The sequence below is a fragment of the Altererythrobacter sp. TH136 genome, from assembly GCF_007065885.1.
Taxonomy (GTDB): domain Bacteria; phylum Pseudomonadota; class Alphaproteobacteria; order Sphingomonadales; family Sphingomonadaceae; genus Tsuneonella.
Map to the genome: position 1 here is coordinate 219,247 of NZ_CP041409.1, position 14,136 is coordinate 233,382.

Genomic DNA, 14,136 nt, shown 5'->3' on the forward strand with positions numbered 1-14,136 from the left:
AATCGGTAACCACGCCCCAGGCCATTGCTCACGCCGCCTGCTTCTGCTCGCCGCGCCGCCTGACGACGCCGCTGAGGCCCTTGGTGAGCTGGAACAAGCCGTTGAGCCGGCTCTGCGGATCGCCCCACGCGCGGCTCAGCACCAGTTTCATGTCGGGCCGCAGCTTGGCGTCGGCGCCCACTCGATCGATCCAGCTCATCAAGCCCGCAGGGTCGGGGAAGGTGTCGTTGTGGAACGTTACCAGCGTGCCACGCGCGCCGACGTCGATCTTGGCGATATTGGCCTCGATCGCCTGGTGCTTGATCTCGATTAGTTTGACCAGATTGGCGGTCGGCGGAGGCAGGGGCCCGAACCGGTCGATCATTTCCGCTGCCAGCGCCTCGATCTCGCCTTGGTCGCGCGCGTCGTTCAGGCGGCGGTAGAGGCCCATGCGGACGGTGAGGTCGGGCACATAGTCTTCGGCGATCATGATCGGCGCATCAACGGTGATCTGCGGCGACGGACCCTTCTCCCGCTCGACGCCCATGTCGCCGGCCTTGGCTGCCAGGATCGCGTCCTCCAGCATCGATTGATAGAGTTCGAACCCGACCTCGCGGATGTGGCCCGATTGCTCATCGCCCAGCAAGTTGCCCGCGCCGCGAATGTCGAGATCGTGGCTGGCGAGCTGGAAACCGGCGCCCAGGCTGTCGAGGTCGCCCAGAACCTTCAGTCGCTTCTCACCCACCTCGGTCAGCGCGGTGTCCTTCGTCGTGGTGAGGTACGCATAGGCGCGCAGCTTCGAGCGTCCCACGCGGCCACGCAGCTGATACAGCTGGGCAAGGCCAAAGCGGTCGGCGCGGTGAATCACGATGGTGTTGGCACTGGGGATGTCGAGCCCACTCTCGACGATCGTGGTCGACAGCAGCACCTCGTACTTGCCGTCATAGAACGCGCTCATCCGCTCTTCGACTTCGGTCGGGGGCATCTGGCCGTGAGCGCTGATCGCCTTCACCTCGGGTACGTGCTTGGAAAGCCAGTCCTCGACCTCGGCCATGTCGGCGATGCGCGGAACGACGATGAAGCTCTGGCCGCCGCGATGATGCTCGCGCAGCAGCGCTTCGCGCATGACCATGTCGTCCCATTCCATCACGTAGGTGCGCACAGCGAGCCGGTCGACCGGCGGGGTCTGGATGGTCGACAGTTCGCGCAAACCCGACATCGCCATCTGCAACGTGCGCGGGATGGGCGTGGCGGTGAGGGTCAGGACGTGGACATCGGCGCGCAGCTGCTTGAGCTTCTCCTTGTGCGTCACGCCAAAGCGTTGCTCTTCGTCCACCACGACCAAGCCCAGATCCTTGAACTCGGTCGATTTCGACAGGATCGCATGGGTGCCGATGACCACGTCGATCTGGCCGTTCTTCAGGCCTTCGCGGGTCTCGGCCATCTCCTTGGCGGTGACGAGCCGGCTCAACCGCCCCACCTTGAGCGGAAAGCCGGAGAAACGCGCTGCGAAGTTTTCGTAATGCTGGCGCGCGAGCAGGGTGGTGGGGGCGACCACTGCCACCTGCTTGCCGCTCATCGCCGTGGCGAACGCTGCGCGCAGGGCGACCTCGGTCTTGCCGAAGCCAACGTCCCCGCACACCAGCCGGTCCATCGGCGCGCCGCTGGCGAGGTCATTCAACACGTCAAAGATCGCGCGATCCTGATCGTCGGTTTCTTCCCACGGGAAACGGTCGACGAAGGGCATGAAACTCGCTTCATCGACTTCCACCACCGGCGCCTTGCGGAGGGCGCGGGCGGCGGCGGTGCGGAGCAATTCGTGCGCGATCTCACGGATCCGCTCCTTGAGCCGGCTGCGCCGCTTCTGCCACGCCTCGCCGCCCAGGCGGTCAAGCGAGACGGACTCCTCGCTTGAACCATATCGGCTGAGCACCTCGAGGTTCTCGACCGGCACATACAGTTTGTCGCCGCCGTGATACTCCAGCATCACGCAGTCGTGCTGGCTCTTGCCGACGGGGATCGGTTCCAGCCCCAGATACTTGCCGATCCCATGGTCGAGGTGGACCACGAGGTCGCCGGCATTGAGCGCCTGCAGTTCGGCGAGGAAGGCATCCGCGCTCTTGCGGCGCTTCTTGCGGCGGACCAGCCGGTCGCCCAGCAAGTCGGCTTCGGTGACAAGGTCGATCTCGTTGTTGGCAAAGCCCGTTTCGAGCGGGACGACCAGCGCCGTGGGCTTGCCTTTCGCGCTGAGGCCGAGCGCTTCCTGCCAGCTTTGGGCCAGCTCCATCGGGGCCCCCGCCTCGCCGATGATGGACGCGATCCGCGCGCGGCTGCCCTTTGAATACAGTGCCAGCAGGGGGCGCTTGCCCGCTGCGCGAACGGCCTTGAGGTGGTCGGCGGCGGCGGCATAGATGCTGTCGCCCGATCCGCTCGCCTGCCGCGCACGCTCAGGCGCGAAATCGCGGCCCGACTGGAACGCGAAGTCGATCACGTCGGCGCTCTCCGGCTCGGCGAAGATCGAGACGCGGTGAATGGGCTGGTCCTTCAGGGCCGCCTGGAACTCGCCCACCGACAAGTAGAGCGCGTCTTCCGCCAGCGGCCGATAGGTGCCGCTTTCGCGCTGGCGGTGATAGTCGCCGATGTCGGTCAGGCGTTCATCGGCGGCGGTCATCGCGCTCGCTTCGATGACCAGCAGGTCATTGTCGGCCAGATGATCGAACAAGGTTGCCAGCTTGTCCTCGAACAGCGGGAGCCAGTGCTCCATTCCCGCTAGGCGGCGGCCTTCGCTGATGGCCTGGTACAACGGGTCCTGGGTCGCGTTGGCCCCGAACAGCTCGCGATAGCGGGTGCGGAAGCGCTTGATCGTGTCATCGTCGAGCAGCGCCTCGCTCGCCGGCAGCAGCAGGTGCCGCTCCAGCGTGCCGGTGGTCATCTGCGTCGTCGGATCAAACAGGCGCAGGCTCTCCAGTTCGTCACCGAAGAAATCCAGTCGCAAGCCATGATCGAGGCCTGAGGGAAACACATCGAAGATCGAGCCGCGAACCGCGAATTCACCGTGGTCGACGACAGTGTCGGTGCGCGAATACCCCTGCCGCTGGAGCACGCCAATCAGCGCTTCGCGTTCGATCGTCATGCCCGGCCTCAGCTCGCGCACCGCCTCGCGCACGCGAAACGGCGTCAGGACGCGCTGGAGCAGCGCGTTGACCGTCGTCACCAGCAGCTGCGAACCCTTCTTGCCCGACTGCAGCCGGTGCAGCGCCGCCAGCCGCCGGGCGCTGACCGAGAGAGCAGGGCTGGCGCGATCATAGGGCAGGCAATCCCACGCGGGGAATTCGATCACCTCCAACTCGGGCGCAAAGAAGTGCGCGGCTTCGGAAATCGAACGCATGCCCGCTTCATCGGGTGCGATGAAGACCGCGCGGCCACCCTTGGGACGATGTCCGGCGGTGCGGGCAAGATCCGCCATGACCAAAGGCTGGGCGCCGCGCGGAATCGACGCCAGCGTCAGCGGCTTTTTCGCGTTCAGGATTCGCTGAAGGTCGGGCATCGGGATCCTGTCGCGGGGGAGATTGGTGGACGGCACACGGAGGCACCCGCCCGAGATATTCGAGCAGGCGGTTTGGCCGAATTGCCAGATAGGACGAACGCCCGGTTCGGCAACCGGTTTCCGGCTAAATACGCCCTTGGTTTCTAACCGATGTCGACGTAATCCAGCCGGCGCATGGCATCGAACTGCGGGCCGGCGAGGCGCGCCGGAGGCTCCTGCACGCCAAGCGCCCAGGCCATTACATCGACATCATCCTCTTCGAGCAAGGCTTCGAACCACTCGATCCCGGCTTCGTCCCAATCGGTGTGATAGCGATCGAAGAAGCCGCCGATCATGTAATCCGCCTCGCGCGTGCCACGGTGCCACGCGCGAAACTTCGCGCGGGCGAGACGGGCGGCGAGGGGGTGGTCGGGAGCGGCCATGGCGACGATCTAGCCGCCACGGCCGCTCGCGTCACGCGTTCAGCTTGCGTCCGCGTTTACCGTCGTCAATTCGGCGGGCGGGAGTCCGTCAGCCTCTGCCTGGGCCTTCAGCTCTTCCTTGCGTGCGAGCATCGGCTCCAACAGCGCCTTCACGTCCACGTCGCTGTCGCGCACCTGGCCGAAATAGCTGTCCTTGCCCTGCTCCTCTTCCTTGACGTGGTGCTCGATTTCTTCCTGCAACACCTTCACCTTGGCTTCAAAGAACTCGCCTTTGCCGCCTGATTCCATGATGTCGTTGATCAGCACCTTGGCCCCGTCGTGCTCGACATGGGCTTCCTTGTAGAGGTCTTCCTCCACCGCATCCTTCGTCGCGGGGTAAAAAATCTCTTCCTCGATCATGGAATGGATCTTGAGTTCGTTGCAGATCTGCTGCGCCAATGCCCACTTCCGGTCGTCGCTGCTCGCCTTTTCGAACTTCTCGAACAGATCCTCGACCTCGCGGTGATCGTGCTTCAACAGCATGATCGCGTCGGTATATTCTTCCTTGCCGGCCATCGGGAGTCTCCAGTCACAGGGGCGGGTACGCCTCGTGACAGAGAAAGCCGCGATGGCCGGCGCCGTTCCCGAAAGCGCCGTGCCCGGCCGATCAGACGGTGCGGCTTCCCCGCGGGGCGCGTTGTGCTTTAGAGACGCCTGCGATGCGGCCGGAAATCCTCAACTCGCTATTCGCCGAGGTCGAAACGCTCGACGGCGTCGGACCCAAGGTGGTGAAGCCACTGGAAAAGCTGGGTCTGACCAGGGTACGCGACGTCGCCTATCACCTGCCCGACCGGTTCGTGACTCGCCGGCCGGTGGAGAACCTGGATCAGGCGAGTGTGGGCGAACAGGTGGTGGTGCCGCTGACGGTCACCGAACACCGCGCCGGCCGGTCGGGCCGCGGACCCTATAACGTGCTCGCGCAGGATGCGATCGGCAACGTCTGCTCGCTGACCTATTTCGGCAAGGCGAGCTACACCGCGAAGAAGCAGCTACCGGTCGGCGAGAAGCGGTGGGTTGCGGGACGGCTCGACCAGTACGGTCAGATGCTGCAGATCGTCCACCCGGACCATGTGGCCGAGGACAGCGCCGGGCTGCTGACCACTCTCAACGAGCCGGTTTATGCGCTGTCGGAAGGGCTGACGCAGCCGAAAGTGGTCGGGTTGGCGACGCAGGCGTTGGCGCGGCTGCCGGAGTTGCCCGAATGGATCGAACCCACGCAGTTCAGCAAGGCGAAGTGGCCCGCCTGGGCGGACGCTCTGAAGCTGGCGCACAAGGGGGAGCATCCGGCCGCGCGTGACCGGCTGGCCTACGACGAACTGCTTGCCAACAGCCTCGCCCTGGCACTGGTCCGGGCGGATAACCGCAAGCGGCGCGGACAGCGGTTGCAAGGCGATGGCAGCTTGCGGAGCCGGCTGGAACTGCCGTTCCCGCTGACCGGCGCGCAGCAGCGCTCGATCCGCGAGATCGAAGGCGACCTGGCGCAGGACACGCCGATGCTGCGGCTGCTGCAGGGCGATGTGGGGTCCGGCAAGACGGTGGTCGCACTGGAAGCGATGCTGGTCGCGGTCGAGGCGGGGGCGCAGGCGGCGCTGCTCGCCCCGACCGAGATCCTTGCCCGACAACATTTCGAAACGTTGCGACGGATGCTCGCGCCCACCGGGGTCGAGATCGCGCTGCTAACGGGCCGCGACAAGGGGCGGGCGCGCGAATCGATCCTTATGGGGCTGCACGACGGGGGCATCCGGATCGTGGTCGGAACGCACGCGATCTTCCAGGATACGGTGACCTATCGAAATCTGGGCCTCATCGTGATTGACGAGCAGCACCGTTTCGGCGTCTCGCAGCGGCTTACGCTCGCCGGCAAGGGGCGGGTGACCCCGCATACGCTGGCCATGACCGCGACGCCGATCCCGCGGACGCTGACGCTGGCGCAGTATGGCGAGATGGAGGTCAGCCGGCTCGATGAAATGCCCCCCGGTCGCCAGGCGATCGACACCGTGGTCGTGTCCACGGACCGCCTGTCCGAGATGGTCGAGCGGCTCGCGGCGCAACTGGAGGCTGGCGCGCAGGCGTATTGGGTGTGCCCGATGGTGCACGAGCTGGAGAACGAGGACATCGCCGCGGCCGAGGCGCGCTTCGCTGCGTTGAAGGAGCGATTCGGTGACGCGGTCGTGCTGGTCCACGGCCAGCTTCGGCCCGAAGCCAAGGATGCGGCCATGGAGCGGTTCGCCGCCGGCGACGCGAAGCTGCTGGTTGCAACGACCGTGATCGAGGTGGGCGTCGATGTGCCCAACGCGACCTTGATGATCATCGAGCAGGCCGAACGGTTCGGCCTCGCCCAGCTTCATCAGCTCCGCGGCCGGGTGGGACGGGGCAGCCAGAAATCGGTTTGCGTGCTGCTGCGGGGCGAAGCGCTGAGCGAAGTCGGGCGCGAACGGCTGGCACTGATGCGCGAATCTCAGGATGGCTTTTATCTCGCGGAGGAGGACCTGCGGCTGCGGGGCGGCGGCGAACTGCTCGGCACCCGCCAGTCTGGCGACGCGCCGTTCAAGCTTGCGACGCTGGAGCAGATCCAGCGGCTGCTGCCGCTGGCACACGACGACGCGCGGCTGCTGATGGAGCGCGACGGCGGCCTTGCCAGCCCGCGGGGAGAGGCGGCGCGTGTGCTGCTCTACCTGTTCGAGCGAGACTGGGGCGTGCAGCTGCTGCGCGGCGGGTGACGACCCTGGCACGCAACTGTCTTTCGCCCGTGACGCCGTGACGTCACGGCTCGGCGTAGCCGGTCACTCGCAAGGTAAAGCGACCGGTGCGCGGATCGGCCGGGAGCACGACGCCGCCTCGCTGCGACGAATCGCCCGGGACGTAATCGAGCGAGACCACGCTGATCACTGGCTGCGATCCGGCAGCCTCGAGCGTCGCTTCGATCTCGACCGCCGCCGCCGTCCGGGGCGACCGGTTGGTTGCTTCGAATTCCACCAGGTAGCCACCCGCCGTGGGATGGATGCGGCCTGCCTGCACCGATAGTGCCGGCGTCGTCGCGCCGCCCGCGCCCGACAACGCCTGCCATCCGATGAACCCGATAAGACCGGAAGTAAGCAGAAAGCCGATCGCCCCCGCCAGGATCGCGATCCTAGGGAGTTCTTCGCCTGACGATGCGGTGTTGGTCATGCCGCCTCCCTATACCACGAGCCGGGCCGTGCCGGCGCCGAGCGCGGCGGGAAAGCCGAGCACCGACACCATCATCGCGATCTGCAGCGGGTCGGCGCCATCGGTGCGGCCGAACGTCCACAAGACATAGAGGCTGACGAGGAGGGCGATGCCGTAACCCGCGATCGAAAAGGCGATGATGCCGCGCCATCCGCTTTGCGCTTCGGCCAGTTTCTCCTCGCCCCGAAAATCGAGCGCGTACACGAACGCATGCAGCGCCAGAATGGAGAGCGCGACCAGCGCCAGCGCATGCCAAGGGGTCATCTTGAACGCGATCAGCATCATTTCCTCGGTCGGCGCGGTATTGAACGCGAGGAACAGCGCGCCGACCAGCATCACGAACAGTTCCCGCGTGTAGGTTGGCGGCCTCTCTGGCTCGTCTTCGTCGTCCCGTTCTCCGAACTGTGCCCGGGCGAGCAAGGCTCCGATGCTGGCAGGGACCGACTGCACCGCGATCTTTCCCAGGATCTCCCCCAGCGGCATTTCAGGGGTAATGATCGCGAACACGCCCAGCATCAGGGCAGAACCGGCGATGCCGATCCCGTACGCCGTAAACGCATCGATAACGTCCTGGGCGTGGCTCCTCGTTTTCTCGAAGCCCACTTGCCGGGACAGAGGAATGAGCAGCGCCAGGTTGAGCACCATGAACAGCGTCAACCGCCCGCGATCGAGGTAGAAGCCGAGCCACCACATCTCCATCGTCATCAGCAGCGGGAAAGCGAAGATTATCGCGCCGGCGAAAGCGCGCGCCAGTCCTTTTGCATAGGCGCCGTTTCTGGTCGCGTGCGCGGTCTCCGTCATGACTAGCCAGCCTATATAGCCACATCCGGCTTCGCCAGCACCGGCGGCCGTTCTTCCCCGACAAGGCGCTTGCCGGTCGCGCCTGCCGGGTTAGAAGAATGCCATGATCAACGCCCATCCGCTCATCCGCCGCCTGGCGACCGTATCCGGCGCCATCCTGCTTGCCGCATGCACGGGCGCCGCCCAGGCGATGCCCTACGTCATGTTCCGCGACCCGGGCTGCGGGTGTTGCAAGGACTGGGCGGCGCACGCTCACGAACAGCTCGCTCACGAGGTGCAGGTGCGCGAGGACGAGCCGATGGATGCGGTGAAGGCGCGGCTGGGCGTGCCGGTCGACCTTTCGTCATGTCATACCACGGTGATCGAAGGGTATGTGATCGAAGGCCACGTGCCGGCGCGAGAGATCAAGCGCCTGCTTGCCGAACGGCCGGCGGGCGTGACGGGGCTGGCGGTTGCCGGGATGCCGATGGGTTCACCCGGAATGGAGGCCGGCGGCCGCGTGCAGCCCTACCAGGTCATCGCCTTCGGCGACGCCGGGCGCATGGTATACGCCAGCTACCCGTGAATTGGCGCGAAAGTGAAATGGTCGGGGAAAGAGGATTCGAACCTCCGGCCCCTGCCTCCCGAAGACAGTGCTCTACCAGGCTGAGCTATTCCCCGACCGATCTCATCCCAGCTAGGCTGGGCGAGGCAGGAGCGGGCCTATAGGGAGGGGCGCGCGGGGTGGCAAGCACGGTTTTGCCGCGCTAGGGCGATGACATGCTCGCCGGATCGCTTCACCCTGAGACGCAATACCTGGACCTGATGCGGCGCATCTGGCGCGAAGGGTCGGAGCGGATCGACCGCACCGGCATCGGTACGCGTTCGGTGTTCGGAGCGGAACTGCGGTTCGACTTGGCGGGCGGGGCCATGCCGCTGATAACCAGCAAGCGGGTCTACTGGAAAACCGCCACGCGCGAACTGCTGTGGTTCCTCACCGGCGAGACCAACATCCGGCCGCTCGTGCTGCAGGGCGTGCACATCTGGGACGACTGGCCGCACGCGCGCTATGTCCGCGAAACCGGCGATGACCTACCGATCGAGGAATTCGTCCGGCGCATTGCCGAGGACGAGGTGTTCGCCGCCAACTGGGGGGACCTGGGGCCGGTCTATGGCAAGCAATGGGTCGACTGGCCGACCTTCCGCTATCGCCCCGACGGCCTGTACGAGCCGGGCGAGGGCATCAACCAGGTGGCCGAAGTGGTGCGCTCACTGCGCGAGAACCCCGGCAGCCGGCGCCACATCATCGAGGGCTGGAATGTCGCGGAACTCGACAGGATGGCTCTGCCTCCATGCCACAAGACTTACCAGTTCCATGTCGCGCACGGGAAGCTGAATGCGTTGCTCTACCAGCGCAGCTGTGATGTCGCCCTGGGTCTACCGTTCAACCTGTGGTCGGCGGCACTGCTGCAGCGGATGCTGGCGCAGCAGGTCGATCTGGAACCGGGCGAGTTCGTTTGGATGGGCGGGGACGTGCACCTCTATCTCAACCATGCCGAACTGATCGAGGAACAGCTGACCCGGGAACCGCAGGGACGGCCGCGGCTTGAGATCCTGCGGCGGCCAGCCTCGATCTTCGAGTACCGGATCGAAGATTTCGAGGTGACGCAATATACGCCGCTCAGCGCCCTCAAGGCGCCGGTGGCGGTTTGACGGGGGTTTTCTTGACTCGCTCACCTCCTCTGAAATAAAATGTCCCAATCGCATAACAATGCTGCACTGCGGGAGAGCGAGTTGGCCAACGGCCCTGACGAGACTGGACAGGCGGGGCGCAATCGCCCGGCCCTGAGCTTCCACGTTCCCGAACCCAAGTTCCGCCCCGGTGACGCGGTGGATTTTTCAGACCTGAAGATCACCGAGGCCGGCGCCCAGCCGCGGCCGGACGAGACCTGCGCCGCGATCGACACCGCCCCGCTTGCCAACGATTTGATTCGCGTGCTGGGAGAGGACAACGCCGCGCATGGTCCTTGGGACCCGAAGCTCGATCCTGACACGCTGCGCCGGATGCTGTCGACGATGGCGCTGACCCGCGCGTTCGACGAACGGATGTACCGGGGCCAGCGGCAGGGGAAGACCAGCTTCTACATGAAGTGCACCGGGGAAGAGGCGACCAGCGTCGCCGCCTCGATGGCCCTGGCGGCGGACGACATGGTGTTCCCCAGCTATCGCCAGCAGGGCATCCTGCTTGCGCGCGGGTATCCGCTGATCGAGATGATCAACCAGATCTATTCGAACCGCGGCGACAAGCTGAAGGGCCGGCAGCTGCCGATCATGTATTCCAGCCGCGAGCATTCGTTCTTCACCATCAGCGGCAACTTAGCCACGCAGACTCCGCAGGCGGTGGGCTGGGCGATGGCGAGCGCGATGCGTGGCGACAGCCGGATCGCGGCGACCTGGGTGGGCGAGGGCAGCACCGCGGAAGGCGACTTTCACGCCGCCTGCCTGTTCGCCACGGTGTACAACGCGCCGGTAATCCTGAACGTGGTCAATAACCAGTGGGCGATCAGTAGCTTTTCCGGTTTTGCCGGCGGCGAGCGCGCGACCTTTGCCGCGCGCGGGGTCGGCTACGGGATCGCATCGCTGCGGGTGGACGGCAACGACGCGCTTGCCTGCTACGCGGCTGAGCAGTGGGCCGCCAACCGCGCCCGCGCCAACGCCGGGCCGACGCTGATCGAGCACTTCAGCTACCGGGCCGAAGGGCATTCCACCTCCGACGATCCGAGCCAGTACCGCAGTGCGCAGGAGCGCAGCGAATGGCCGCTGGGCGACCCGGTGATGCGGCTCAAGAACCACCTCATCACCCTCGGTGAATGGGATGAGGAGCGGCAGAAACAGCTCGATCTCGACAGCGCCGAGCAGGTCAAGGCAGCGACCAAGGAGGCCGAGAAGAACGGCATCCTCGGTCACGGTCTCCACCACCCGTTCCATACGATGTTCGAAGACGTGTTCGAGGAACTGCCCTGGCACCTCGAGGAACAGGCGGCGCAGGCGATCCGTGAAAGGGAAATCAAGTGGCCAGCAGCGTGATCGACGAAGCGCCGGTCGGCCTCGCCGACGCGCCCACGCGCAATCTCAACATGATCGAGGCGATCAACGACGCGCTCGACATCATGCTCACTCACGACCCGATGGTCGTGATCATGGGCGAGGACGTGGGCTATTTCGGCGGCGTGTTCCGCGCGACGGCGGGGCTGCAGGAAAAGCACGGCAAGAACCGGGTGTTCGACACGCCGATCTCCGAATGCGGGATTATCGGCGCGGCGGTCGGCATGGGGGCATACGGCCTGCGTCCGGTGCCGGAAATCCAGTTCGCCGACTACATCTACCCCGGCATCGACCAGTTGATCAGCGAAGCGGCGCGGCTTCGCTACCGCTCGGCGGGAGAGTTCATCGCGCCGATGACGGTGCGCAGCCCGTTCGGCGGCGGCATCTTCGGCGGCCAGACCCACAGCCAGAGCCCGGAATCGCTGTTCACCCACGTCTCGGGCCTCAAGACCGTGATCCCGAGCACGCCCTATGATGCCAAGGGCCTGCTGATCGCGGCGATCGAGGATAACGACCCGGTAATCTTCTTCGAGCCGAAGCGGATCTACAACGGCCCGTTCAGCGGATACTACGACAAGCCGGTCGAGCCGTGGAAGAACCACCCCGACAGCAAGGTGCCCGAAGGCTATTACCGTATCCCGCTCGGCAAGGCGCGCACGGTGCGCGAGGGCGATGCGCTGACGGTGCTGACCTACGGCACGATGGTCCACGTGACCGAAGCGGTGTGCCGCGAAAAGGGCGTCGATGCCGAAATCATCGACCTGCGCACGCTGGTGCCGCTCGACATCGAGGCGATCGAGGCGTCGGTCGAAAAGACCGGCCGCTGCCTGATCGTGCACGAAGCGACCCGCACCAGCGGCTTCGGCGCAGAGCTCAGCGCGCTGGTGCAGGAACGCTGCTTCTATCATCTCGAAGCTCCGGTCGAACGCGTGACCGGGTTCGACACCCCTTATCCCCACAGCCTCGAGTGGGCCTATTTCCCTGGACCGGTTCGCATCGGCGAAGCGCTCGACAAGATACTGGAAGCTTAAGATGGGCCGGTACACCTTCAACCTCCCCGACATCGGCGAAGGCATTGCCGAAGCCGAGATCGTGGCGATGCACGTCAAGCCGGGCGACGTCGTTCAGGAAGATCAGCAGATCGCCGACATGATGACCGACAAGGCGACGGTCGAGATGGAAAGTCCGGTATCGGGCACCGTGGTCGAAGTCGCGGGCGAGGCCGGCGACGTCATTGCGATCGGATCGATGCTGGTCGTGATCGAGACCGAGGGCGCAGGCAATGCCGACGCGGGCGGAGCGCCGCAGACGGCGGGTTCGCCGGCTGAGGCTCCGGCACCCAAGGCGCCAGAGATGGAACAGCGGATCGCGGCCGAGAATTCGGACGCGGGCGATGCGGACGCCGCCATCGCGCGCGACACTCGGCCGGCTTCAGCACCCGAGACCGACACGGCTCGCCCGGACGCTGCGACCGGACCTGCCGTTTCGGACAGCGCTGCCTCGCCCGCCAGCAAGAGTCCTGCGCAAACGCAGTCGCCCTCGTCCGGTCGGGCAAAGGTTCTGGCAACCCCGGCGGTGCGCCAGCGCGCGAAAGACCTGGGCGTCGATCTTGGCGAAGTGCGTCCCAGCGAGGAGGGGCGCATCCGTCACTCCGATCTCGACGCGTTTCTGTCGTACGGCGGGGCGAGCGGACATGCGCCGAGCGGCAAGACCCGGGCCGACGAGACGGTCAAGGTCATTGGCCTGCGCCGGCGGATCGCGGAGAACATGGCGGCGGCCAAGCGCAACATCCCCCACTTTACCTACGTGGAAGAGTGCGATGTGACCGAGCTGGAGCGCCTGCGCGAGCAGCTCAACGCCGCGCGCGGGGAAAAGCCGAAGCTGACGATGCTGCCGCTGCTGATCGCGGCGATTTGCAAGACGCTGCCCGACTATCCGATGATCAACGCCCGCTTCGATGACGAAGCCGGCGTGGTGACCCGCCACGGCGCAGTCCATCTCGGCATGGCGACCCAGACTGATGGCGGGCTGATGGTGCCGGTGATCCGCGACGCGCAGGCCCGCAATCTGTGGCAACTGGCGACTGAAATCCGGCGGCTGGCAGAAGCAGCGCGCGACGGTTCGGCCAAGTCGAACGAGCTCAGCGGCTCAACCCTGACGGTGACATCTCTCGGGCCCCTGGGCGGTGTCGCGACCACCCCGGTCATCAACCGGCCCGAAGTGGCGATCATCGGACCCAACCGGATCGTCGAACGGCCGATGTTCGTGCCCGATGGCATGGGCGGCGAAAGGATCGAGAAGCGCAAGCTGATGAACATCTCCATTTCGTGCGATCACCGAGTGGTCGACGGCTGGGATGCGGCGAGCTTCGTTCAAGCGGTCAAGCGGCTGATCGAGACGCCTGCGCTTTTGCTGGCAAGCTGATCGATCTATGCTGCTCTCTCGACAGGAGATGTAGCATGAAGATCGATCCGCGCATCGACGCCTACATCGTTAACGCTGCGCCCTTCGCGCGGCCGATCCTGACCCGGTTGCGGGCGGTGGTGCACGAGGTGCTGCCCGGCGCTGAGGAGACGATCAAGTGGGGCATGCCGCACTTCACGCTGGCTGGTAAGAACGTCGCCGGAATGGCGGCCTTCAAGGCGCATTGTTCGTTCGTCATCCACGGCGACGGTCGGCAGGGAGCGCCCGCCCGGGGCGAAGGCATGGGGCAGTTCGGCAAGATCGCTTCGCTCGATGACCTGCCTCCCGAGGCGGAGTTGCGCGATCACCTGGCATCGGCGGCGGAGCGGATAACGACGCACGGCAGCGCCGGACGCCCACGCTCCAAGGCGACCAGGCCGGAGATTACGGTGCCCGACGATCTTGCCGCGGCGCTTGCGGCAAGTCCCGCAGCGAAGGTCACTTTCGACGGGTTCGCACCGTCGCATCGACGCGATTATCTGGACTGGATTGTGGGCGCCAAACGCGCGGAAACCCGTTCCAGCCGAATCGCGCAAGCGATCGAGTGGCTGGCCGACGGCAAGAAGCGCAACTGGAAGTACGAAAAGTGCTAAG

General features: G+C 65.6%; 12 protein-coding genes and 1 tRNA gene. 7 read left to right on the plus strand and 6 right to left on the minus strand.

What is annotated here, in order from left to right; genetic code table 11:
* Positions 1 to 28: 28 nt before the first annotated feature.
* The 3 genes from mfd to C0V74_RS01095 all read right to left on the minus strand — a co-directional run bounded on the left by mfd (position 29) and on the right by C0V74_RS01095 (position 4,503).
* Complete coding sequence (gene mfd, locus C0V74_RS01085) at positions 29 to 3,526, minus strand: transcription-repair coupling factor (RefSeq protein ID WP_143250258.1); 3,498 nt, start codon at positions 3,524 to 3,526, stop codon at positions 29 to 31.
* 143 nt (positions 3,527 to 3,669) lie between these two features.
* On the minus strand, positions 3,670 to 3,948 hold the full coding sequence (locus C0V74_RS01090; RefSeq protein WP_143250259.1) for a succinate dehydrogenase assembly factor 2: 279 nt from the start codon (positions 3,946 to 3,948) through the stop codon (positions 3,670 to 3,672).
* Positions 3,949 to 3,987: 39 nt separating this feature from the next.
* On the minus strand, positions 3,988 to 4,503 hold the full coding sequence (locus C0V74_RS01095) for a hemerythrin domain-containing protein (RefSeq protein ID WP_131623386.1): 516 nt from the start codon (positions 4,501 to 4,503) through the stop codon (positions 3,988 to 3,990).
* A 143-nt stretch (positions 4,504 to 4,646) separates the two neighbouring features.
* Between C0V74_RS01095 and recG the strand changes: the two genes are divergently transcribed.
* The gene (gene recG, locus C0V74_RS01100) at positions 4,647 to 6,707 is read left to right on the plus strand and encodes an ATP-dependent DNA helicase RecG (protein WP_143250260.1); all 2,061 of its coding nucleotides are present in this window, start codon (positions 4,647 to 4,649) and stop codon (positions 6,705 to 6,707) included.
* Between the two features lie 43 nt (positions 6,708 to 6,750).
* Here recG and C0V74_RS01105 read toward each other — a convergent pair whose 3' ends face one another.
* On the minus strand, positions 6,751 to 7,155 hold the full coding sequence (locus C0V74_RS01105) for a hypothetical protein (RefSeq protein WP_143250261.1): 405 nt from the start codon (positions 7,153 to 7,155) through the stop codon (positions 6,751 to 6,753).
* A gap of 9 nt (positions 7,156 to 7,164) precedes the next feature.
* The gene (locus tag C0V74_RS01110; protein ID WP_143250262.1) at positions 7,165 to 7,995 is read right to left on the minus strand and encodes a TIGR02587 family membrane protein; all 831 of its coding nucleotides are present in this window, start codon (positions 7,993 to 7,995) and stop codon (positions 7,165 to 7,167) included.
* Between the two features lie 103 nt (positions 7,996 to 8,098).
* On the opposite strand from C0V74_RS01110, the gene C0V74_RS01115 reads away from it, so the two are divergent.
* Complete coding sequence (locus C0V74_RS01115; protein WP_143250263.1) at positions 8,099 to 8,560, plus strand: DUF411 domain-containing protein; 462 nt, start codon at positions 8,099 to 8,101, stop codon at positions 8,558 to 8,560.
* Between the two features lie 18 nt (positions 8,561 to 8,578).
* Here the strand turns inward: C0V74_RS01115 and C0V74_RS01120 are convergent.
* A tRNA-Pro gene (locus C0V74_RS01120) sits at positions 8,579 to 8,655 on the minus strand.
* Between the two features lie 99 nt (positions 8,656 to 8,754).
* Here C0V74_RS01120 and C0V74_RS01125 point away from each other — a divergent pair.
* From C0V74_RS01125 to C0V74_RS01145, 5 genes are read left to right on the plus strand one after another with little or no spacing between them, the layout of a single operon-like run.
* Positions 8,755 to 9,687: a thymidylate synthase gene (locus C0V74_RS01125; protein ID WP_143250264.1), complete on the plus strand. Its 933-nt coding sequence runs from the start codon at positions 8,755 to 8,757 to the stop codon at positions 9,685 to 9,687.
* Between the two features lie 39 nt (positions 9,688 to 9,726).
* Positions 9,727 to 11,061: a 3-methyl-2-oxobutanoate dehydrogenase (2-methylpropanoyl-transferring) subunit alpha gene (locus C0V74_RS01130; protein ID WP_143250265.1), complete on the plus strand. Its 1,335-nt coding sequence runs from the start codon at positions 9,727 to 9,729 to the stop codon at positions 11,059 to 11,061.
* A 50-nt stretch (positions 11,062 to 11,111) separates the two neighbouring features.
* Positions 11,112 to 12,110, plus strand: coding sequence for an alpha-ketoacid dehydrogenase subunit beta (locus C0V74_RS01135; RefSeq protein WP_210413464.1), 999 nt, complete (start codon positions 11,112 to 11,114; stop codon positions 12,108 to 12,110).
* 1 nt (position 12,111) lies between these two features.
* On the plus strand, positions 12,112 to 13,503 hold the full coding sequence (locus C0V74_RS01140; RefSeq protein WP_143250266.1) for a dihydrolipoamide acetyltransferase family protein: 1,392 nt from the start codon (positions 12,112 to 12,114) through the stop codon (positions 13,501 to 13,503).
* Between the two features lie 35 nt (positions 13,504 to 13,538).
* A complete protein-coding gene (locus C0V74_RS01145; RefSeq protein WP_143250267.1) occupies positions 13,539 to 14,135 on the plus strand; it encodes a YdeI/OmpD-associated family protein in 597 nt (198 codons plus the stop codon).
* Position 14,136 lies beyond the last annotated feature (1 nt).

Excerpts from the sequence above, each read along its gene's own strand:
- C0V74_RS01135 (WP_210413464.1), top strand. The coding sequence starts at position 11,112 with ATGATCGAGGCGATCAACGACGCGCTCGACATCATGCTCACTCACGAC.
- C0V74_RS01110 (WP_143250262.1), bottom strand. The coding sequence starts at position 7,995 with ATGACGGAGACCGCGCACGCGACCAGAAACGGCGCCTATGCAAAAGGA.
- C0V74_RS01095 (WP_131623386.1), bottom strand. The coding sequence starts at position 4,503 with ATGGCCGGCAAGGAAGAATATACCGACGCGATCATGCTGTTGAAGCAC.
- C0V74_RS01130 (WP_143250265.1), top strand. The coding sequence starts at position 9,727 with ATGTCCCAATCGCATAACAATGCTGCACTGCGGGAGAGCGAGTTGGCC.
- C0V74_RS01140 (WP_143250266.1), top strand. The coding sequence starts at position 12,112 with ATGGGCCGGTACACCTTCAACCTCCCCGACATCGGCGAAGGCATTGCC.
- C0V74_RS01090 (WP_143250259.1), bottom strand. The coding sequence starts at position 3,948 with ATGGCCGCTCCCGACCACCCCCTCGCCGCCCGTCTCGCCCGCGCGAAG.
- mfd (WP_143250258.1), bottom strand. The coding sequence starts at position 3,526 with ATGCCCGACCTTCAGCGAATCCTGAACGCGAAAAAGCCGCTGACGCTG.
- C0V74_RS01115 (WP_143250263.1), top strand. The coding sequence starts at position 8,099 with ATGATCAACGCCCATCCGCTCATCCGCCGCCTGGCGACCGTATCCGGC.
- C0V74_RS01125 (WP_143250264.1), top strand. The coding sequence starts at position 8,755 with ATGCTCGCCGGATCGCTTCACCCTGAGACGCAATACCTGGACCTGATG.
- C0V74_RS01105 (WP_143250261.1), bottom strand. The coding sequence starts at position 7,155 with ATGACCAACACCGCATCGTCAGGCGAAGAACTCCCTAGGATCGCGATC.
- recG (WP_143250260.1), top strand. The coding sequence starts at position 4,647 with ATGCGGCCGGAAATCCTCAACTCGCTATTCGCCGAGGTCGAAACGCTC.
- C0V74_RS01145 (WP_143250267.1), top strand. The coding sequence starts at position 13,539 with ATGAAGATCGATCCGCGCATCGACGCCTACATCGTTAACGCTGCGCCC.